This window comes from Ramlibacter rhizophilus, from assembly GCF_004681965.1.
Taxonomy (GTDB): Bacteria; Pseudomonadota; Gammaproteobacteria; order Burkholderiales; family Burkholderiaceae_C; genus Ramlibacter; species Ramlibacter rhizophilus.
On record NZ_SMLL01000004.1, the window covers coordinates 563,037 to 582,236 of the forward strand.

The window sequence follows — 19,200 nt, forward strand, 5'->3', positions numbered from 1 at the left end:
ATGGAAACGCTGCAAGACTGGCTGGCGCACTGCGAGCGCCTGCATCCGAAAACCATCGCCCTCGGACTGGACCGCGTTCGCGCGGTGGCGGACCGCATGGCGCTGCGCTTCGACGCCTGTGTCATCACGGTGGCCGGCACCAACGGCAAGGGCTCGACCTGCGCCATGCTCGAATCGATCGCGCTCAAGGCCGGCTGGCGGTGCGGGCTCTACACCTCGCCGCACCTGGTCCGCTTCGAGGAGCGCTGCCGCATCGGCGGCGAGGCGGTGCAGGCCGAGGCGCTGGTGCCGCACTTCGCCCGCGTGGAGGCGGCGCGCGAGGGCGTCGCACTGACGTATTTCGAGTTCACCACGCTGGCCATCCTGGACCTGCTGTCCTCGCGCGGCCTGGACCTGGTGGTCCTGGAGGTGGGCCTGGGCGGCCGGCTGGACGCGGTCAACGTCATCGACGCGGACTGCGCCATCATCACCAGCATCGACCTGGACCACCAGGAATTCCTGGGGCCCGACCGCGAGGCCATCGGCCGCGAGAAGGCCGGCATCCTGCGCGCCGGGCGGCCGGCCATCGTGAGCGACCCCGTGCCGCCGGCCAGCGTGATCGAGCACGCGCAGGCGATCGGCGCCGACCTGTGGCGCTTCGGGCACGACTTCAACGTGGCGGGCGACAAGCAGCAATGGGCCTGGGCCGGTCGCGGGCGGCGCTATGCGGGCCTGGCCTATCCGGCGCTGCGCGGCGCCAACCAGTTGATCAATGCCGCCGGTGCGCTGGCGGCTTTCACGGCCCTGCGCGAGCGCCTGCCCATCACGGCCCAGGCGGTTCGCACGGGCCTCGCGATGGTGGAGCTGCCGGGGCGCTTCCAGATCATCCCCGGCCAGCCGGCGCTGGTGCTGGACGTGGCCCACAACCCGCACTCGGTCGCGGCCCTGGTCGCCAACCTCGATGCCATGGGCTTCTACCCGCGCACCCACGTCGTCCTGGGCGCCATGGCCGACAAGGACCTGGAGGCCATGCTGCGCCGCATGGAGCCGCTGGCCGACCGCTGGTACTTCTGCGATTTGCCCACGCCGCGCGCCGCGAGCGCCGCGCAGCTGCGCGCGCGCTGGGAGGCGGTGCGCGGGCCGCGCGCGGTCGAAGCCAGCGAGCATGCGAGCCCGCGCGAGGCGCTCGATGCCGCGGCGGCCGCGGCGGACCCCACTGATAGAATCGTGGTCTTTGGTTCGTTCTACACCGTGGGCGGCATCCTCGAAGGCGGCACGCCTCGCCTGCAGGCTCCGCACCTGCGTCACTGACACCATCCAGACCCGGCGCCATGGCTTTCTTCAAGTTCCGCAAGGGTGAGGGCGCAACCGTCGCCAGGCCCGCTCCCTCAGAGAGCGTGGAGGCCATGCGGCGACGCGCGCGGCAACGCCTCATGGGCGCGGCGGTGCTGGTGCTGGCGGGCATCATCGGATTCCCGCTTCTGTTCGACACGCAGCCCCGTCCGGTGGCCGTGGACATCCCCATCGAGATCCCCGACCGCCAGCGTGCGGCGCCCCTGGCCGCCGGCACCGAGGCCGCCGGCGCGGTCACGCCCGCACCGGCCACCTCCGGCGGCGTCGCGAGCCCCGCCGCCACGCCGCCTGCTGCGCCCGCGTCCGAGCCTGCGAAGCGAGCCGTGGCCCAGGCCGACAGCGCCCCGCCCGCGCCTGCCGCATCGCCAGCCCGTCCCGCCGCCGAGTCGCGGCCCGGCGCGGACGCCAAGCCTGCCGAACCCAAGCCCGCAGAGCCGAAGCCTGCCGAACCCAAGCCTGCCACCCGCGCCGAGGCCGCGGCCGACGAAGCCGCCCGCGCCCGCGCGCTGCTCGAAGGCCGGGCTGCCTCGGCCGTGGCGGCCGAGCGCTACGTGGTGCAGGTCGGTGCCTTTGCCGAAGCGGGCAAGGCGCGCGAGGTGCGCCAGCGGCTGGAGCGGGCGGGCGTGAAGACCTATGTGCATGTCGCGCAGACGGCCGAGGGCCCGCGCATCCGCGTGCGCGTCGGCCCGTTCACGCAGCGGGCCGAGGCGGACAAGGCGGCCCAGAAGATCAAGGGCCTGGAATTGCCCGCCGCAGTCCTCACCTTGTAGGGCCTGCGGCCGGATGTCCGTGCTCGACTGGGTGTTCGTGGCCGTGCTGGGCCTGTCGGTGCTGATCGGCGCCTGGCGCGGCTTCATGTACGAGCTGCTGTCGCTGCTGGGTTGGATCGCGGCCTTCGTGGTGGCACAGTGGCTGGCGCCCGACGTCGCCGGCTGGCTGCCGATGGGCGAGGCCAGCCAGCCGCTGCGCTACGCCGTGGGCTTCGTGCTGCTGTTCATCGTGGCCGTGTTCGCGGCCGGCCTGGTGGCGACGCTGGTGCGGCGGCTGGTGTCGGCCATCGGCCTGCGGCCGGCGGACCGCGTGCTGGGCACGGCTTTCGGGGTCATGCGCGGCGTGGTGATCGTGCTGGCGATCGCGGTGGTGTTCCTGCTGGTGCCGCTGACCAGCACGCCCACCTGGCGCGAATCGGCCGGGGCACCCCTGGCCGTCGCGGCGATCAGAGGATTGAAACCGATGCTGCCCGAACGGTTCGGGCGGTATCTACCGGGGTAATTGGCAATGTGCGGAATCGTCGGCGTTGTGAGCAACGCCCCAGTCAACCAGCTGATCTACGACGCCTTGCTGCTGCTGCAACATCGCGGCCAGGATGCGGCCGGCATCGTGACCCAGCAGGAGCGCAAGTTCTTCATGCACAAGGCCAAGGGCATGGTGCGTGACGTCTTCCGCACGCGCAACATGCGGGCCCTGCCCGGCAACGTGGGCCTGGGGCAGGTGCGCTATCCCACGGCCGGCAATGCCTACAGCGAGGAGGAGGCCCAGCCGTTCTACGTGAACGCGCCTTTCGGCATCGTGCTGGCGCACAACGGCAACCTCACCAACGCGCAGGCCCTCAAGGCCGAGCTTTTCTCGACCGACCACCGCCACATCAACACCGAGAGCGACTCCGAAGTCCTGCTCAACGTGTTCGCGCACGAGCTGGACCGGGCCTCGCGCGGCGTGCCGCTGCAGGCGCAGGAGGTCTTCGCCGCCGTCGCCGCGGTGCACCGGCGCGTGCGTGGTTCCTATGCGGTGGTGGCGCTCATCGCCGGCCACGGCCTGGTCGCCTTCCGCGACCCCTACGGCATCCGGCCGCTGTCGCTGGGGCGCGGCGCCGACGGCACGGTGATGGTGGCCAGCGAGTCCGTCACGCTGGAGAGCACCGGCCACGCGCTGGAGCGCCCCATCGCGCCGGGCGAGGCGGTGTTCGTGGACCTGCAGGGCCACGTGCACGCCCGCCAGTGCGCCGAGCATCCGCGGTCCTATCCCTGCATGTTCGAGTACGTGTACCTGGCCCGGCCCGACTCGGTGCTGGACGGCATCTCGGTCTACCAGGCGCGCCTGAACCTGGGCGAGACGCTGGCCAAGCGGGTCATCAGCACCGTGCCGCCGAACGAGATCGACGTGATCATCCCCATTCCGGAATCGAGCCGGCCCAGCGCCACGCAGCTCGCGCACCTGCTGGGCGTGCCCTACCGCGAAGGCTTCGTGAAGAACCGCTACGTCGGCCGCACCTTCATCATGCCGGGGCAGGGCGTGCGCAAGAAGTCGGTGCGCCAGAAGCTCAGCGTCATCGGCAGCGAGTTCAAGGGCCGCAACGTGCTGCTGGTGGACGACTCCATCGTACGCGGCACCACCAGCCGCGAGATCGTGCAGATGGCGCGCGACGCCGGCGCGAAGAAGGTGTACCTGGCCAGCGCCGCGCCGCCGGTGCGCTTTCCCAATGTGTACGGCATCGACATGCCCACGGCCGACGAGCTGGTGGCGCACGGCCGCACCATCGAGGAAGTGCGCCAGATCATCGGCTGCGATGCCCTCATCTACCAGGACGTGGAAGCCATGAAGCGCGCCGTCGGCTCGCTCAACCCGAAGCTCGATGGCTTCGACGCGTCCTGCTTCGACGGCGTGTACGTCACCGGGGACATCGACCCGAACGACATCGCGCGCATCAACGAGGCGCGCGTCGGCCAGGAAGACCCGCTGGGCGAGGACACCTCCCGCCTGGCCCTGCCCAACGCGCAGGAAGCATGATGCCCCGCACCCCCAAACCCCTGCCCGAAGGACTGCACCCCGACACCCTGGCCGTGCGCGCCGCGGTGGAGCGCAGCCAGTACGGCGAGAACGCCGAGGCGCTGTACCTCACCTCCAGCTTCACGCAGCCCGACAGCGAGACCGCGGCCCGCCGCTTCGCCGGGGAGGAAGAGGGCTACATCTACTCGCGCTTCACCAACCCCACGGTGGCCAGCATGGAGATGCGCCTGGCGGCCATGGAGGGCATGGAAGGCGCCATCGCGGCGGCCAGCGGCATGGGCGCGATCCTGCTCCTGTGCATGGGCCTGCTCAAGGCCGGCGACCACGTCGTGTGTTCGCGTTCGGTCTTCGGCTCGACCATCAAGCTCATCGCGGGGGAGTTCGGCAAGTTCGGGGTGGAAAGCAGCTTCGTCTCGCAGACCGACCTGGCCGAGTGGAAGGCCGCCATGCGTCCCAACACCCGGCTGCTCTTCGCCGAGACGCCCACCAACCCGCTCACCGAGGTCTGCGACATCCGCGCGCTGGCCGACATCGCGCATGACGGCGGCGCGCTGCTGGCCGTGGACAACTGCTTCTGCACGCCGGCGCTGCAGCAGCCGGCGCGCCTGGGCGCGGACATCGTCGTCCACTCCGGCACCAAGTACCTGGACGGGCAGGGCCGCGTCATCGCCGGGGCGGTCTGCGCCAGCCAGCAATTGATCCGCGACAAGCTGATCCCGGTCATGCGCAGTGCCGGCATCACCCTCTCGCCCTTCAACGCCTGGGTGGTCCTCAAGGGCCTGGAGACCCTGGGCATCCGCATGGAAGCGCAGTCGCAGCGCGCGCTGGAACTGGCGCGCTGGCTGGAGGCGCACCCCGCGGTCGAGCGCGTCTATTACCCGGGCCTGGAGAGCCACCCGCAGCATGCGCTGGCCATGCGCCAGCAGTCCGGCAAGGGCGGCGCCGTGGTCTCCTTCGACGTGAAGGGGCAGGACCCCGACACCGCGCGTCGCAACGCCTTCAGCGTCATCGACGCCACGCAACTGCTGTCGATCACCGCCAACCTCGGTGACGTCAAGAGCATCATCACCCAGCCGGCCAGCACCTCGCACGGCCGCCTCACCGAGGCGCAGCGCCAGGCCGCCGGCATCCGCCAGAACCTCGTGCGCGTGGCCGTGGGCCTGGAGCACCTCGATGACATCAAGGCCGACCTCGCGCGCGGCCTGGACCTGATTTGAACCCGTGAAAGTCCGTACCCGTTTCGCACCGTCGCCCACCGGCTTCATCCACCTGGGCAACATCCGCTCGGCCCTGTACCCCTGGGCCTTCGCCCGCTCGCAGGGCGGTGACTTCATCCTGCGCATCGAGGACACCGACCTGGAGCGCTCCTCGCAGGCGGCGGTGGACGTCATCCTCGAAGGCATGGCCTGGCTGGGCCTGGACCACGACGAGGGGCCGCACTACCAGATGCAGCGCATGGACCGCTACCGCGAAGTCATCGCGCAGATGCGCGACGAGGGCCTGGTGTACCCCTGCTACATGAGCGTGGCCGAACTCGACGCCCTGCGCGAGCGGCAGATGGAGAGCAAACAAAAGCCCCGCTACGACGGCACCTGGCGACCCGAGGAGGGCAAGACCCTGCCGCCCGTGCCCGAGGGCGTGCAGCCGGTGCTGCGCTTTCGCAACCCGCTGGGCGGCTCCGTGGCGTGGGAGGACAAGGTCAAGGGCCGCATCGAGATCAGCAACGACGAACTCGACGACCTCGTCATCGCGCGGCCCGATGGCACGCCCACGTACAACTTCTGCGTGGTGGTCGACGATATCGACATGCGCATCACGCACGTGATCCGCGGCGACGACCACGTGAACAACACGCCGCGCCAGATCAACATCTTCCGCGCCCTCGGCCAGGAGCCGCCGGTGTATGCCCACCTGCCCACCGTGCTGAACGAGAAGGGCGAGAAGATGAGCAAGCGCAATGGCGCCAAGCCGGTCACGCAATTCCGTGACGAAGGCTTCCTCGCCGACGCGGTGGTCAACTACCTGGCGCGCCTGGGCTGGTCCCACGGCGACGACGAGATCTTCAGCCGCGAACAGTTCCTGCAGTGGTTCGACCTGGACCACCTCGGTCGCAGCGCCGCGCAGTTCGACGAGGCCAAGCTGCGCTGGGTGAACGCGCAGCACATGAAGATGACCAGCGACGAAACGCTTGCCGCGCTTGTCGCCGAGCAGCTGCGCGCGCGCGGCATCGAGCCCGATGCGCGCCTTGCCGGCATCTGCGCGCTCTTCAAGGACCGCTGCGATACCACTCTCGTCCTGGCCGACTGGGCGCAGAAGTTCTACCGGCCCGTGCAGCCCTCGGCCGAGGACCTGGGCAAGCACCTGGGTGAGAGCGTGCGCCCGGCCATCGGCATGCTCGCGCGCATGCTGGAAGGCTGCGACTGGACCCCGGAGTCCATCGGCGCCGCCATCAAGGAAACGCTGCGCGCCACGGGCCTGAAGATGCCGCAACTGGCCATGCCGGTGCGCGTCCTCGTCATGGGCACGCCGCAGACGCCTTCGCTCGATGCGGTGCTCGCGCTGTCCGATCGAAAAGAAGTTGTGTCGCGTCTGCTGATGGGCCAAAAACCGGTATAGAATCTCGGTCTCGACGCCAAACGGGGGTATAGCTCAGCTGGGAGAGCGCTTGCATGGCATGCAAGAGGTCAGCGGTTCGATCCCGCTTACCTCCACCAGTCGTCGAGAAGGAACGTAAAAAGTCCAAAGGTTTTGACCCTATCGTCTAGAGGCCTAGGACATCACCCTTTCACGGTGAGTACCGGGGTTCGAATCCCCGTAGGGTCGCCAAGTTTGGTTGCACTTGACTCCACCCGGAGTGCGAAGCAACCCCGACGCGGAGTGGTAGTTCAGTCGGTTAGAATACCGGCCTGTCACGCCGGGGGTCGCGGGTTCGAGTCCCGTCCACTCCGCCAAGTCTCTGGATAGCCGCTGCAAGTCGATGACCTGCAGCGGCTTTTCCTTTTTCCGTGGTTCACGCCGACAGCGTCGCTGCACACGGCGGACCTGTCCTCGCGTGAGGACCGGCTTCAGGCCTGTGGCGACCAGGCCGCGAGATGCGCGTCGACGAACGCCGGCCAGGTCCGCAGGGGCCTGCCCAGGAGTCGGGCGACTTCGGCATCCGGCTTGGCGCAGAAGCCCTCCCGAATGAGACGGTAGAACGTCAACACGCGTTCGGTCTGACGCGGCGCCATGCCCCGCGCCAGCATCAGCTCACGCGCCTCGTCGTGCGTCAGACGGGCGTATCGCAGCGGCCGGTCGGCCCGCGCGGCGAGCACCGCCAGCAATTCGTCGTGGTTCCAGGCAGACGGTCCGCTGACGTCGAGGGCACGTCCATCCATCCGCGGGTCCAGCATCGCCCGGTGCACGACCGCAGCGACATCGTGCGCGTCCACGTAGGCGATGCGCGCGTCTGCCAGCGGCAGGCTCAGGCTGCCCTGGCTCGCAAGCTCGGACGACAGCGGTGGCAGCGCGAGCATCTGCATGAAGAAGTTCGGGCGCACGTGGGACCAGGCCATGCCGGAGCGTTCCACCAGCTGCTCCACCTTCCGCAGCGAGAACGCCGGGCGCTTGTCGCTGCCGAGCGCCGAGAGCACCACGACCCGCGCGACGCCTGCCTGCTTCATCGATGCGACGAAGGGCTCCGCGAGCAGGTGGGCGTCCTCGTCGCCGGGCCGTGAGATGAGCATCACCGTCCTCACGCCCGCCAGGGCCGGCGCGAAGGTCTTCTCGTCCAGCAGGTCGAACAGGACATCACCCGGTGCCGCCGGCCGCCGCGTCGCGGCCCGCACGTCGCGTCCTTCGGCAGCCAGCGCACGCCGCACGAGGCCACCCACCAGGCCGGTGGAACCGGTGACGAGAAATCTGCTTTCCATTCGATCGCTCCTTTCAAAAGGGCCGGATGGTGCCGGCAGGAGCCGCGGGCGCGCTTGTACGAAAGGGCTGCGACAGCGGCCGATTCGTTCAAGTCACACCGGCCCTCGCTTCGAACAATGGCGCCATCGACAACCACTTCCTGGAGATGCCGCCATGAACAGCTTTACCGAACGAATCCGCCCATCGGTGGATGCAGAGATCCGCCTGGCCCTGAGCGCCGAAGCGCAGGGCGAGTTCCACACCGCGATGCGCCACCTCGAACGCGCCCACGTGCTCGGCCAGCGCTCGACGTATCACCACGTGCGCGTGCACGGACTGATGCTGCAGATGGCCGTTCGCAACCACTGGACCGCCGAAGCCGCCGGGCAGCTCTGGCGCATCGCGGCCGCTGCCGTCTTCACGCCGCTCGGGCTGCTGCCCAAGGGCAATCCGGGGGCCACGCGAACGAGCGGCTTGCGGCCGGCCGCCGTGCCGCGTGACCTCCAGGCGCTCATCGACACGGCCAGGTGAAGCCCCGGGAGCACACCATGCGAACGTTCACCCGCTTCCTCACCGCCACCGCGGTCATCGCATCCTGCGCCGGCTTCACCGGCTGCATGACACCGCCCTCCACGCTGGACCTGTCGCGCGAGAAGCCGTCCGCCGCCGGCCACTACCGGGTGGCCATCGTGGCGCCCACGCCGGCGCCTGCCGTCAACCAGTTGCACGCCTGGAAGGTCAGGCTGGCCGGCGCCGACGGCCGCCCGGTCAAGGGCGCCGAGTTCTCCGTCGACGGCGGCATGCCGCAGCACGGCCACGGTTATCCGACCCGACCCCGGGTGACGCGCGAGCTCGAAGATGGAACGTACCTGCTCGACGGCATGAAGTTCAGCATGACCGGCTGGTGGGACCTGAAGCTCGGGATCCGAGGCAGCGAAGGCGCCGATGCGGTCACCTTCAACATCGTCGTGGATCCGGCGATTCCGTCCCGGTGACGCCATGAAGCCCCGCATCCATGCCCTGGCCATGGGAACGCTGTGGGTCGCGCTGCTCGGCGTCGGCCTGTCCGTCGTCGCCGCGCAGGCACTGGCGCCGCTGCGCGACCTCTGGTCCCCGTCCGAGCTGCAGGTGCTCGCCTCGATGCACATCCGGGAGGCGGGACCCCGCCCCCAGGATCCGTCCAACGCCTACGAGTCGAATCCGCACGCAGCCCGCCTCGGCGAGGCGCTGTTCAACGACGTGCGCCTGAGCCGCAACGGACGCGTGTCCTGCGCGAGCTGCCACTCGGCTTCGGGGCAGTTCGAAGACGGCAAGCGCCTGGGGGAAGGCCTGGCAAGGGGCACGCGGCGCACCATGCCCTTGCCGGGCGCCTCCCACACGCCCTTTCTGTTCTGGGACGGCCGCAAGGACAGCCTCTGGTCCCAGGCGCTCGGTCCGATGGAGGACCCGGCGGAGCACGGCGGCAACCGGGCGAAGTTCGCGCGCATCATCCAGGAGCACTACGCCCACGACTACCGGCGCGCGTTCGGCGAATTGCCTGCGCTGGGGACGCTGCCGGATGCCAGCCCGCTGGGCAGCCCGGCCGAGAAGGCGGCGTGGGCCGCCATGCCCGAGCCGACGCGTGACCGGGTCAACCGCGTCTTCGCCAACATGGGCAAGGCCATCGCCGCGTACGAGAGCCGCATCAGCTACGGTCCTTCCCGCTTCGACCGCTACGTGGAAGCGACGCTCGCACGGGACGGCCAGGCGCAGGCGGTGTTCTCGCCGCAGGACGTGCGCGGGCTTCGCGTGTTCCTGGGCAAGGGTCAGTGCGTGAGCTGCCACAACGGGCCGCTGATGACGGACCATGCGTTCCACAACACCGGCGTGCCGCCGCTGGACCCGACCAGGCCCGACCGCGGCCGCGCCGACGGCCTGCGCAAGCTGCTGGCCGACCCGTTCAACTGCCTGGGTCCCTACAGCGACGCGAAGCCGCCGCAGTGCGGGGAGCTGAACTTCCTGTCCAGCGACGACCCGGGCAGCCTCGCCGCCTTCCGGACGCCGAGTCTGCGCAACGTGGCGGCGCGCGCTCCGTACATGCACGCCGGCCAGTTCGCCACCCTGGAGGACGTGCTGCGGCATTACGCCGAGTCGCCCCGGGCGGTCCTGGGTCACAGCGAGCTCGCACGCCCCGGTGAGAAGCACGCGGAGCGTCAGACCATCACGCTCGGCGATCGCGACATCGCGGACCTGGCCGCCTTCCTGCGAACCCTCGACGGCCCCGTGAATCAGCCCAGGTAGTGCGGTGGGCGACGCAGCCGCTCGCTCAAGGGTCCGGACATCTGCATGGCCGAGGGAGCCAGCCCGAACATGGTCCGGCAGGTGCGTGACAGGTGCGCGGAGTCCGAGAACCCGGCGGCGTGGGCAGCGCCGGCCAGGGTTTCGCCCTGCATGAGGAACTCCCAGACCCGCAGCACGCGCCGCCAGAGTTGGTAGGTGCGCAGCGGCATCCCGGTCTCCTCGACGAAGAGGTGGCGCAAGCGGCTGGGTGAAAGATGGACGGCGCGTGCCACGTCTTCCAGGCTCGGCGCTTCGTCCGGGCGATCTCGCAGGTACTCGATGACTTTGAGCACCCGTGCGTCGGAAGGGGCGCTGGCGCTGGTTCCGGAAAGGCTCGACAGCAGATGGTGGGCGGCGTCCCGCACCGCGGCGACGCTGCGGGCATCGCGCCAGGCCTGTTCGAGAGCGCCCATGGTGGCGGACAGGTCCTGCGGTTCCAGGAAGCGTACCCGCCGCTCGGTGCGCACCGCCAGGGCCTTGCCCGCCGTGGTCTCGGGCTCGACGAACACCACGGCGGACCAGGCGCATGCGCCGACGTCGATGCTGTGCACCGTTCGCGAGGGAATGATGGCGCCGGCGCAGGGCGTCCAGGCGCCGCGCCGGCCGTCTTGCACCAGCAGGCCACCGGGCGCGCCCACGACGATCTGGATGGCGTAGTGCGCGTGCGGCTGCACGGTGCCGCCGCCGGAGCCGATGAACATCGCGCCGCCTGTCCAGGCGACGAAGTCTCCGGTGTACTGGGCTCTGGGCATCGTGGCGATGGGGGCGGAATGCGCCCGGATCATGGCCGCACGAGCGTATCACCGCACGCGTGGCAAGCGCTCGTGGAAAGCCGCCACGGACGGCTTCCCACGGCAGCCCTGGCGGCCGCGCCGATGCCCGCCGCGGCCCTCAGTCCGCCGTGATGTTCTGCGCCGCCACGAACTTCTTCCAGCGCTGGACGTCGTTGCGGATGGTGCTGGCGATCTCCTCGGACGTGCTGGGCGAGGGCACCAGGCCCTGCTTGAGCAGGCTCTCGCGGACCTCGGGCATGGCGAGGATGTCGTGGGACTCCTTGCGCAGCTTCTCGAGCACCGCGGGCGGCGTGCCGGCGGGTGCGGCGAGCCAGAAGTACAGGTCCGCCTCCAGGTTCTTCAGGCCCAGCTCGGACAGGGTGGGGGTGTCCGGCGCCAGGGGGTTGCGCTGCTCGCCCGAGACGCCGATGACGCGCAGCCTTCCCTGCTGCACGAAGGGCAGCGCCGTGTGCAGGGGCAGCACCATGAGCTGGATCTGCCCGCCCAGGAGGTCCGTGTTCGCGCCCGCTGCACCCTTGTAGGGGACGTGCACGATGTTCAGCCCCAGGCGGTCCTTCAGGACTTCCATCACCAGGTGCTGCGGCGTGCCATTGCCGGGGGAGCCGTAGTTCAACTTGCCGGGGCGCGCCTTGGCGTACTGCACCAGCTCGTCCAGGCTGTTCACCGGCATGGCCGTCGGGTTCACCACCAGCGCCATCGAGCCGTACGCGAGCTTGGTGACCGGTGCGAAGTCGGCCACCGGGTCGTAGGGCATGCTCTTCATCAGCGCGGGCGTGATGGTGAAGGTGTTGACCGTGATCATCAGCGTGTGGCCGTCGGGCGCCGCCTTGGCCACGGCGCTGGCGCCGATGTTGCCGCTGGCGCCCGGCTTGTTGTCCACCAGCACGGCCTGGCCCAGGCGCGGCGCCAGCCGGGGCGCGAGGGTGCGCGCGATGATGTCGATGCCCGTGCCCGGCGTGTAGGGCACGACGATGGTCACGGTCTGGCGGGGCCAGCCCTGCGCGGACACCGTGGCGGCCAGCGACAGCAGCAGGCCGGCTGCAACGAGAGATCGGCGGGTCAAGGTGTTCATTCGCTTTCCTCGGGTGGTGGGGATTCGTTTCAGGGCTGCGGCGGCAGGCCCAGGAGCTTGAGGGCGTTGGCCAGGTAGATCTTGTTCTTGTCCTCCTCGGACAGCCCCAGGGATTCCACCGAGCGGATGCCCTCGCGGATGAACATGGGGCCGCCTTCGGGGTCGAAGGGGCAGTCGCTGGCGAAGACCACGCGGTCGGCGCCGAAGAAGTCCAGGCCGCAGCGCAGGGCGGAGGCATTGCCGCCCAGCACGGTGTCGCCGAAGAAGAGGCGGAAGTACTCGATGGGCCGCTTGGCCATGCGCTTGAGGACGTCCTCGTAGTTCTCGTCGGCGCTGCGGCTTCCCAGCTGCGCCCAGAGTGTCTCGGCGCGGCCGGCGAAATAGGGGATCATGCCGCCGCAGTGGTGGGTGATGATGCGCAGGTCCGGCAGCGTGTCGAACAGGCCCGAGAAGACGATGCGCGCCATGGCGGCGCTGGTCTCGTAGGGCCAGCCCAGCACCTGCCAGATCTCGTACTTCGATTTGTCCTCGCTCGCGTAGTCGGCGCGGCTCGCGGGCCGGGCCGGATGCATCCAGATGGGAACGCCGTGCGTCTGGGTGGCGCGCTCGAACACCGGGAAGAACTCGGCCTCGTCCAGCGGACGGCCGTTGATGTTGGTGGAGATCTGGATGCCCCGCGCGCCCAGCTCGCCGATGGCGCGGTCCATCTCCGCGAGTGCCGCGGGGATGTTGTTCATCGGCAGCGATGCCACGAAGGCAGGGAAGCGCTGCGGCCAGCGGGCCACGATGGCGGCCATCTCGTCGTTGGCCACCTGCGCGAATCCGGGCGAGAGCTCGGGGTTGCCCAGCACTTCCGGGGCCGGAAGCGCCAGCGTCAGCACCTGCTGCACCTCGGGCCACTTCTGCAGCATGTCCACCCGCGCCTCGATGTCCCAGAGCATGCGCAGGTTGGTCATGCGCTTGACGATGCCGGGGTCCTTCGAGTGCTGCTGCACCAGCGCCAGGTAGCGCTGCGGCATCACGTGGTTGTAGATGTCGATCTTTTTCATGGGGTCCTGCCCAGGGTGTTCACGCGGGAAGCGCGACGGTCACCGGGTCGTATGAATAGAGCCACTCGGCGCGGCTGCGCGTGAGGTCCTTCTGGCGAAACGCTTCGCGCATGGCCTCTTCGCTCTCGATGCGGTAGAGGCCCCGGCTGGCGGTGGATTCGCGCACCACGCGCGCGGTGCGCTCGGTCCTCGCGTGCTCGTAGCGCGCGAGCGCGCCGGGGACCGAGGCACTCTCCGCCAGGCAGCGCGCGAGCACGCCCGCGTCCTCGATGGCCATGGCCGCGCCGGACGCGATGTAGGGCAGGGTGGGATGCGCCGCGTCGCCCAGGAGCGTGGCCCGCTGCGTGCTCCAGCCCGCCACCGGCGTGCGGTCGTTGAGGGCATAGCGGAAGCACGCGTCGCGGTCGATGGCGTCGATCACGGTCTGGATCGTCGGGTGCCAGCCGGCGTAGTCCGCCTTGAGGTCCTCCCAGGGGCGCTTCTGCGTCCAGGACTCGCCCTCGGGCTGTGCGTGCTCCACCAGCCCCACGAAGTTCATGAGCGCGCCGCTGCGCAGGTAATACATGACGGCATGCTTCTTCGGCCCGCACCACACGGTGGAGACGCGGTCCATGATGTCCGGCGGCAGGCGCTCCACGGGCACCACGGCCCGCCAGGCGACATCGCCCGTGTAGCTCACCGGCGTCTGCCCGAGGATCTGCTCGCGGATCGCCGAGCGGATGCCGTCGGCGCCGACGAGCACGTCGCCGGACACCCGGCGTCCGTCCTCGAGATGCAGCGTCACGGAGTCCGCCGATTCCTCGAAGCGCTGTGCCTTCGCTTCGAGCACGATCGCATCGGCGTCGAGGCTGCGCACCTTGCGCACCAGCAGCTCGTGCAGGTCGGCGCGGTGGATGTGGAAGTAGGGCGCGCCGTGCTGCGCCTCGTGCTGCTCGCCCAGGGGGATGCGGTGCATCAGCGCCGCGCTGTCCCAGCGCCGGAACTCGAAGGCCTTCGGCCGCACGGCCACCCGGTCCAGCGCCTCGCGCAGGCCCAGGCTGTCCAGCACCTTCACCGCATTGGCGCTCGACTGCACACCCGCGCCGATCTCGCCCAGCACCCGCGCCTGTTCGTACACGCGAACGGAAACGCCCCGCTGCAGCAGGCAGGCCGCCGCGGTGAGGCCGCCCAGGCCCGCGCCCGCGATGATGACCTTCATGCCCCGGTCCACATCGGGCGGTGCCGCTCAGCGCTCGAGCGCGCCGCCGGCCAACCAGCGTGCGCCACGTGCGTACAGCGCTTGCACCTCGGGCCCCTTGAGCATGGGCATGTCCATCTTGACCTGGTAGCCGATGCCGGTCTGGATGTAGGCCAGGTGCCGGTAGCCCTCGGGCATCTGCTCCAGGCGCGCGGAATCGAGGTTCAGGCGCGCGGCCGGGTCCACCGGGTCGATGCGGTCCTTCTCGTAGATCGGTTGCCGGTGCAGCAGCTTCCACTCGCCCTCGTGGCGGGTGATGAAGTCGTAGAAGCGGCCCGTGCACACCACGTCGCACAGCACGCCCTCCACGGGGCCGCGCTGGGAGATGGTCATCTTGGTCTGCGCGATGGCGCGGTCGCCGGCGATCTCGATGGCCGAGCCGCCCAGGAAGTGCAGGATGCTCACGCCCTTGGCCCAGCCCTCCTGCGTCACGCGGATGAACTCGCGGTACGGGCCCTGGAACCAGGTGGCCATCATCACGCCCTCGGGGTGCCACACGGTCGCGAAACGCTCCCAGTCGCCGGCGTCGCGCCATACCGCCCAGCGCTCGACCAGCCGGCGGATCTTCAGTTCTTCGCTGAGCTCGTCGCTCATGGGTGTCTCCTCTCGTCAGGGCAGGCAGCCCTTGCAGCGGCCACTCTAAGCCGCAGGCCCCAGCCGCGTAAGGGCGCCCTGCGAAAAGGACTTTTGCGCCAGCTGGAACTCTGTACCCGCCGGAGGCGGGGCCGCGTGCCCATAATTTGCGCCGCCCGCGCTCGCTGGAAGCTCAGCGGGCCTTGCTTTTCCGAGGACACCCCCATGAACGACCTGGCTCGGCCGGCTCACGCAGGAGCGACGCCGTGAAGCCCTTCACCTACACGGCCCAGCCTGCGCGCGTGGTCTTCGGTCCCGGATCGCTGGCGCGGCTGGACGAGGAGATCGAACGCCTGGGCGTGCGCCGCGCGCTGGTGCTGTGCACGCCGGGGCAGCGCGCGCTGGCCGAGCAGGCGGCAGCGCTGCTGGGCGCGCGGGCGGCCGGCATCTTCGACGGCGCCGCCATGCATGTGCCGGTCGAGGTGGCGCGCCAGGCGCGGGAGCGGGCGCGAGAACTCGGCGCCGACGGCGCGGTGGCCATCGGCGGCGGATCGACCACCGGCCTGGGCAAGGCCATCGCGCTCGAATCGGGGCTCCCGATCCTGGCCGTTCCCACCACTTACGCCGGCAGCGAGATGACGCCCATCTACGGCATCACCGAGGGCGGCTTGAAGAAGACCGGACGCGACGCGCGCGTGCTGCCGCGAACGGTTCTCTATGACCCGCAGCTGACCCTCGGCCTGCCGGCCGATATCAGCGTCACCAGCGGCATCAATGCCATCGCGCATGCGGCCGAAGGCCTCTATGCGAGCGACGGCAATCCGGTCATGGACCTGATGGCCGAGGAGGGCATCGCCGCGCTGGCGCGCAGCCTGCCGACCGTGCGCGCCCGCCCCGGGGACCTCGAGGCGCGCGCGCAGGCGCTGTACGGTGCCTGGCTGTGCGGCACGGTGCTGGGCCACGTGGGGATGGCGCTGCACCACAAGCTGTGCCACACGCTCGGCGGCAGCTTCGACCTGCCGCATGCGCAGACCCACACCATCGTGCTGCCGCACGCGCTGGCCTACAACGCGCCGGCCGCGCCCGAGGCCATGGCGCGCATCGCGCGTGCGCTGGCCGGGACCAGCGCTGCGCAGGCGGTGTTCGATCTGGCGGCGAACAACGGCGCCCCGGTGGCGCTGCGCGACATCGGTCTTCGAGCGGAAGACCTGGACCGCGCCTGCGACATCGCGCTGCAGAACCAGTACCCCAATCCGCGCCCGCTGGAGCGCGGCGCATTGCGGCAGCTGCTGCAGGATGCGTGGGAGGGGCGGCGGCCGGCGTGAGGGAGTTACTCCCTCCCCCCCCTCTGGGGGAGGGTTGGGGAGGGGGCCGCGCGCGCCGACCACACTGCTTCTCGCGAGGCCCCCATCCCAGCCTTCCCCCAGAGGGGGAAGGGGTCAACTGCCTGTCGCCTGCCGCAGGACTGCGATTGCCGACGACGCATCGCCGCCACGCCAGGCCACCACCTGGTCCGGCCGGATCAGGGCGAGCGGTGCCGCGTAGAGCTCCCGCAGTGCGGGCGACTCGTGCGCCACCACCCGCAGGTCCAGGCCGAGCGCCTGTGCCGCGTCGATGAAGGGGGCGGCGTCCGGCGGGCTCGGGCCCAGGGCGAGCAGCGTCCATTCGCGATGGAAGCTGTCGTAGAGCGAGCGGCCGTCGTCGAGCCACGCATGCGGCGGCCTTCCGCCCGGGCAGGCCGTAGCCTGGTATTCGTTGGGCCGGTCCGGCGGCGGCTGCGTGCCGTCCGCCACGATGAGGGGCGAGCCGTCGTAGCGGCCGCCGAAGGTCACGCCGGGAATGTTGAACTCCAGCCGGGCATGCGCGTCCAGGCGCACCGAGGCTTCTGCCCGCAGGGCTTCGCCCTCGGGGCTGTCCTCCTCCAGGCGCGGCGCGGCGGGAAAAAGGCCCACGGAGTCGGCGAACTGGCGCGCGAAGGCGGTGTTGCGCTGCGCGAGCGGCCGGCGTTCGGCCTCGTAGCTGTCCAGGAGCGCGGGCGTGGCGCGGCCCTGGATCACGTGGGCCAGCTTCCAGGCGAGGTTCACCGCGTCCTCGACCGCGGTGTTGTAGCCCAGGCCGCCGGTGGGCGTGAACAGGTGCGCCGCGTCGCCGGCGATGAACACGCGCCCGCGCTGCAGGGACTGCGCGTGCAGGGCATGCCCGGCCAGCCAGGTGCCGAAGGACAGCACCTCGCAGTCGATCTCGCGCCCGAGCGTTTCCCAGTACACCCGCTTCGCGTCGGCCTCGGTCCAGGTGGACGGGTCCTCGCCCGGATGGAGCGCGGCATGCAGCGCGAACTCCTCGCGCCCGTCCACCGAGGCCATGAAGGCGCGCCGCTGCGGATTGAAGGACACGTACATCCAGGCGCGCGCGTGCGGCAGCACCTCGTAGAAGCGCGGCGCACGCAGGTACACCGCGAACATCTGCCCGCCCATGAACTCGCGCCGCACGCCGGTCTCGCCGCCCCAGGCGATGCCCAGGGCCTGGCGCACGCTGCTGCGCGCGCCGTCGGCGCCGACCAGGTACCTGGCCCGCACCTGCTGCGCCGGCCCGCCGCCCGAGGGCTCGATGGTCGCGAGCACATGGTCGCCGCGGTCCTCGAAGGCGGCCAGGCGCCAGCCGTAGCGGATGTCGTTGCTCTGGTGCGCCTGCGCGTGCCGGCGCAGGATGGCCTCGACGAACTTCTGCGAGATGCGGTGTGGCAGTTCGGCCGCGCTCCAGGAGCCGCCCATCTCGCGGATGCGGCGCACGGCCTCGGCCGCGGTGGGCAGCGAAATGCGCGCCAGTTCGTGGCCGGTGTAGCGGGTGAAGTAGGCGATGTCCGTGGGGTGGTCCGCCGGCAGGCCCTGTGCCCGCACCTCGGAGGCGAAGCCCAGGCGCCGGAAGTGCTCCATGGTGCGTGCCTGGGTGGCGTTGGCCTGGGGATTGAAGGCGGTGCCGGGCTTGGCATCGACCAGCAGCAGGCGCACGCCGCGCGGGCCCAGTTCGTTGGCCAGCATGAGGCCGCAGGGGCCGCCGCCGGCGACCAGGACATCGGTGTCGATCATCGGGAATGGGGGAGGCAGGGCCTCAGTAGCTGCCGAAGCGCTGCGTCCACTTGCGTTCGTAATCCATGCGGTGGAAGTGGTCGGCCATGAAGTCGATGAAGGTGCGCACCTTGGCCGAGAGGTACTTGCGGCTCGGGTAGGCCAGGTTGATGCCCAGGCGCGGCAGGTCCCACTCGTCCAGCACCGGCACCAGCCGGCCGGCCACGATGTCCTCGTAGAGGATGTAGGTGGGCTGCACCAGGATGCCCAGGCCGTCCAGGGCCGCCGCGCGCAGCACCTGCCCGTCGTTGGACTCCAGCAGCCCGCGCACCGAGAGCGTGGTGGTCTCGCCGCCCCGGCTGAAGCGCAGCTCGTGCGGGTTGTTGGCGTAGGTGTAGATCAGGAGCGAGTGCCGCTGCAGGTCCTCCAGCGCGCGCGGACGGCCGCGGCGCGAGAGGTAGCCCGGCGAGGCGGCGAGGATGCGGCGCGTCTCGGCCAGCCGGCGGATGGTGATGTTCGAGTCCGGCTCGGACTCGCGCGTGCGCACCGCCACGTCGATGTTGTTGTCGATCAGGTCCAGGTAGCGGTTGGCCGTCTCCACGTGCACCGTCACGTTCGGAAAGCGTGCCGTGTACTCGGGCAGCCGCGGCGCGATGTGCTGCATGGCGAAGGAGAGCGACGCGCTGATGCGCAGGGTGCCGGTGGGATCGAGCGCGGCCGCGTTCACCGCGGACTCGGCCTCGGCCAGCTCGGCCAGGATCGACTTGCTGCGGCGCAGGAACTCCTGCCCCTGCTCGGTGAGCCACAGCCGGCGCGTGTTGCGCTCGACCAGCCGCGCGCCCAGGCGTTCTTCCAGGGAGGCCAGGTGCCGGCTCGCGGCGGCATTGGACAGGCCCAGCGCGTCCGCGGCGCGGCTGAGGCTGCCGGTCTCGGCGACCTGCACGAACAAGGCCATCTCGCTCCATCGATCCACAGTGTCTCCTGCGCGGGCCGGGCCTTTGTTGCGGGCGGTGGAAAACTCAATTGCCGCCAGGCCCTTCCGCGGATTATCGGCCGTGCCTACAGTGCTCCACGTTGCGAG

General features: G+C 70.3%; 18 protein-coding genes and 3 tRNA genes. 13 read left to right on the forward strand and 8 right to left on the reverse strand.

What is annotated here, in order from left to right:
• The 9 genes from folC (at nucleotide 1) to EZ242_RS12615 (ending at nucleotide 7,070) form a co-directional block, all read left to right on the forward strand.
• A complete protein-coding gene (gene folC / locus EZ242_RS12575; protein ID WP_135285502.1) occupies nucleotides 1-1,290 on the forward strand; it encodes a bifunctional tetrahydrofolate synthase/dihydrofolate synthase in 1,290 nt (429 codons plus the stop codon).
• 20 nt (nucleotides 1,291-1,310) lie between these two features.
• Nucleotides 1,311-2,102 carry an SPOR domain-containing protein gene (locus EZ242_RS12580; RefSeq protein WP_135285503.1) on the forward strand — a complete coding sequence of 264 codons (792 nt, stop codon included), beginning with the start codon at nucleotides 1,311-1,313 and terminating at the stop codon, nucleotides 2,100-2,102.
• A 13-nt stretch (nucleotides 2,103-2,115) separates the two neighbouring features.
• Complete coding sequence (locus tag EZ242_RS12585) at nucleotides 2,116-2,604, forward strand: CvpA family protein (protein WP_135285504.1); 489 nt, start codon at nucleotides 2,116-2,118, stop codon at nucleotides 2,602-2,604.
• A 6-nt stretch (nucleotides 2,605-2,610) separates the two neighbouring features.
• Nucleotides 2,611-4,119, forward strand: a complete 1,509-nt coding sequence (gene purF, locus EZ242_RS12590; protein ID WP_135285505.1) for an amidophosphoribosyltransferase — start codon at nucleotides 2,611-2,613, stop codon at nucleotides 4,117-4,119.
• Nucleotides 4,119-5,336, forward strand: coding sequence for an O-succinylhomoserine sulfhydrylase (locus EZ242_RS12595; protein ID WP_135285583.1), 1,218 nt, complete (start codon nucleotides 4,119-4,121; stop codon nucleotides 5,334-5,336). The genes purF and EZ242_RS12595 overlap by 1 nt, the downstream gene beginning before the upstream one ends.
• 4 nt (nucleotides 5,337-5,340) lie before the next feature.
• Entirely contained in the window at nucleotides 5,341-6,735 is a 1,395-nt protein-coding gene (gene gltX / locus EZ242_RS12600; protein ID WP_135285506.1) for a glutamate--tRNA ligase, read from the forward strand.
• A gap of 22 nt (nucleotides 6,736-6,757) precedes the next feature.
• Nucleotides 6,758-6,833, forward strand: a tRNA-Ala gene (locus EZ242_RS12605).
• Between the two features lie 36 nt (nucleotides 6,834-6,869).
• Nucleotides 6,870-6,945 (forward strand) — tRNA-Glu (locus EZ242_RS12610).
• Between the two features lie 48 nt (nucleotides 6,946-6,993).
• A tRNA-Asp gene (locus tag EZ242_RS12615) sits at nucleotides 6,994-7,070 on the forward strand.
• Between the two features lie 114 nt (nucleotides 7,071-7,184).
• Here the strand turns inward: EZ242_RS12615 and EZ242_RS12620 are convergent.
• Nucleotides 7,185-8,030, reverse strand: a complete 846-nt coding sequence (locus EZ242_RS12620; RefSeq protein ID WP_135285507.1) for an NmrA family NAD(P)-binding protein — start codon at nucleotides 8,028-8,030, stop codon at nucleotides 7,185-7,187.
• Between the two features lie 154 nt (nucleotides 8,031-8,184).
• Between EZ242_RS12620 and EZ242_RS12625 the strand changes: the two genes are divergently transcribed.
• From EZ242_RS12625 to EZ242_RS12635, 3 genes are read left to right on the forward strand one after another with little or no spacing between them, the layout of a single operon-like run.
• A complete protein-coding gene (locus tag EZ242_RS12625) occupies nucleotides 8,185-8,541 on the forward strand; it encodes a DUF3703 domain-containing protein (RefSeq protein ID WP_135285508.1) in 357 nt (118 codons plus the stop codon).
• A gap of 17 nt (nucleotides 8,542-8,558) precedes the next feature.
• A complete protein-coding gene (locus EZ242_RS12630) occupies nucleotides 8,559-9,005 on the forward strand; it encodes a FixH family protein (RefSeq protein WP_135285509.1) in 447 nt (148 codons plus the stop codon).
• A gap of 4 nt (nucleotides 9,006-9,009) precedes the next feature.
• A complete protein-coding gene (locus tag EZ242_RS12635; protein ID WP_135285510.1) occupies nucleotides 9,010-10,290 on the forward strand; it encodes a cytochrome-c peroxidase in 1,281 nt (426 codons plus the stop codon).
• Here the strand turns inward: EZ242_RS12635 and EZ242_RS12640 are convergent.
• From EZ242_RS12640 to EZ242_RS12660, 5 genes are all read right to left on the reverse strand, one after another.
• Nucleotides 10,278-11,081 (reverse strand): helix-turn-helix domain-containing protein, encoded by an 804-nt coding sequence (locus tag EZ242_RS12640; RefSeq protein ID WP_240787067.1) that lies wholly within the window; start codon nucleotides 11,079-11,081, stop codon nucleotides 10,278-10,280. The two genes, EZ242_RS12635 and EZ242_RS12640, sit on opposite strands and share 13 nt — an antisense overlap.
• A gap of 139 nt (nucleotides 11,082-11,220) precedes the next feature.
• Nucleotides 11,221-12,195: a Bug family tripartite tricarboxylate transporter substrate binding protein gene (locus tag EZ242_RS12645; protein WP_135285512.1), complete on the reverse strand. Its 975-nt coding sequence runs from the start codon at nucleotides 12,193-12,195 to the stop codon at nucleotides 11,221-11,223.
• A gap of 29 nt (nucleotides 12,196-12,224) precedes the next feature.
• Nucleotides 12,225-13,244 (reverse strand): amidohydrolase family protein, encoded by a 1,020-nt coding sequence (locus EZ242_RS12650; protein WP_135285513.1) that lies wholly within the window; start codon nucleotides 13,242-13,244, stop codon nucleotides 12,225-12,227.
• Between the two features lie 19 nt (nucleotides 13,245-13,263).
• Complete coding sequence (locus EZ242_RS12655) at nucleotides 13,264-14,442, reverse strand: FAD-dependent monooxygenase (protein WP_135285514.1); 1,179 nt, start codon at nucleotides 14,440-14,442, stop codon at nucleotides 13,264-13,266.
• A gap of 27 nt (nucleotides 14,443-14,469) precedes the next feature.
• Nucleotides 14,470-15,075, reverse strand: coding sequence for a nuclear transport factor 2 family protein (locus EZ242_RS12660; RefSeq protein ID WP_135285515.1), 606 nt, complete (start codon nucleotides 15,073-15,075; stop codon nucleotides 14,470-14,472).
• A 245-nt stretch (nucleotides 15,076-15,320) separates the two neighbouring features.
• Here EZ242_RS12660 and EZ242_RS12665 point away from each other — a divergent pair, with 245 nt between their 5' ends.
• Nucleotides 15,321-16,379, forward strand: a complete 1,059-nt coding sequence (locus EZ242_RS12665; RefSeq protein WP_135285516.1) for a maleylacetate reductase — start codon at nucleotides 15,321-15,323, stop codon at nucleotides 16,377-16,379.
• A 114-nt stretch (nucleotides 16,380-16,493) separates the two neighbouring features.
• Here the strand turns inward: EZ242_RS12665 and EZ242_RS12670 are convergent, their stop codons facing one another.
• Entirely contained in the window at nucleotides 16,494-18,140 is a 1,647-nt protein-coding gene (locus EZ242_RS12670) for an FAD-dependent oxidoreductase (RefSeq protein ID WP_135285517.1), read from the reverse strand.
• Nucleotides 18,141-18,162: 22 nt separating this feature from the next.
• Nucleotides 18,163-19,092, reverse strand: coding sequence for a LysR family transcriptional regulator (locus EZ242_RS12675; protein ID WP_135285518.1), 930 nt, complete (start codon nucleotides 19,090-19,092; stop codon nucleotides 18,163-18,165).
• Nucleotides 19,093-19,200 lie beyond the last annotated feature (108 nt).

Excerpts from the sequence above, each read along its gene's own strand:
- EZ242_RS12630 (WP_135285509.1), top strand. The coding sequence starts at position 8,559 with ATGCGAACGTTCACCCGCTTCCTCACCGCCACCGCGGTCATCGCATCC.
- EZ242_RS12650 (WP_135285513.1), bottom strand. The coding sequence starts at position 13,244 with ATGAAAAAGATCGACATCTACAACCACGTGATGCCGCAGCGCTACCTG.
- EZ242_RS12595 (WP_135285583.1), top strand. The coding sequence starts at position 4,119 with ATGCCCCGCACCCCCAAACCCCTGCCCGAAGGACTGCACCCCGACACC.
- EZ242_RS12645 (WP_135285512.1), bottom strand. The coding sequence starts at position 12,195 with ATGAACACCTTGACCCGCCGATCTCTCGTTGCAGCCGGCCTGCTGCTG.
- EZ242_RS12670 (WP_135285517.1), bottom strand. The coding sequence starts at position 18,140 with ATGATCGACACCGATGTCCTGGTCGCCGGCGGCGGCCCCTGCGGCCTC.
- EZ242_RS12660 (WP_135285515.1), bottom strand. The coding sequence starts at position 15,075 with ATGAGCGACGAGCTCAGCGAAGAACTGAAGATCCGCCGGCTGGTCGAG.
- EZ242_RS12585 (WP_135285504.1), top strand. The coding sequence starts at position 2,116 with ATGTCCGTGCTCGACTGGGTGTTCGTGGCCGTGCTGGGCCTGTCGGTG.
- EZ242_RS12640 (WP_240787067.1), bottom strand. The coding sequence starts at position 11,081 with ATGCCCAGAGCCCAGTACACCGGAGACTTCGTCGCCTGGACAGGCGGC.
- EZ242_RS12620 (WP_135285507.1), bottom strand. The coding sequence starts at position 8,030 with ATGGAAAGCAGATTTCTCGTCACCGGTTCCACCGGCCTGGTGGGTGGC.
- EZ242_RS12625 (WP_135285508.1), top strand. The coding sequence starts at position 8,185 with ATGAACAGCTTTACCGAACGAATCCGCCCATCGGTGGATGCAGAGATC.
- folC (WP_135285502.1), top strand. The coding sequence starts at position 1 with ATGGAAACGCTGCAAGACTGGCTGGCGCACTGCGAGCGCCTGCATCCG.
- EZ242_RS12580 (WP_135285503.1), top strand. The coding sequence starts at position 1,311 with ATGGCTTTCTTCAAGTTCCGCAAGGGTGAGGGCGCAACCGTCGCCAGG.
- EZ242_RS12655 (WP_135285514.1), bottom strand. The coding sequence starts at position 14,442 with ATGAAGGTCATCATCGCGGGCGCGGGCCTGGGCGGCCTCACCGCGGCG.
- purF (WP_135285505.1), top strand. The coding sequence starts at position 2,611 with ATGTGCGGAATCGTCGGCGTTGTGAGCAACGCCCCAGTCAACCAGCTG.
- EZ242_RS12635 (WP_135285510.1), top strand. The coding sequence starts at position 9,010 with ATGAAGCCCCGCATCCATGCCCTGGCCATGGGAACGCTGTGGGTCGCG.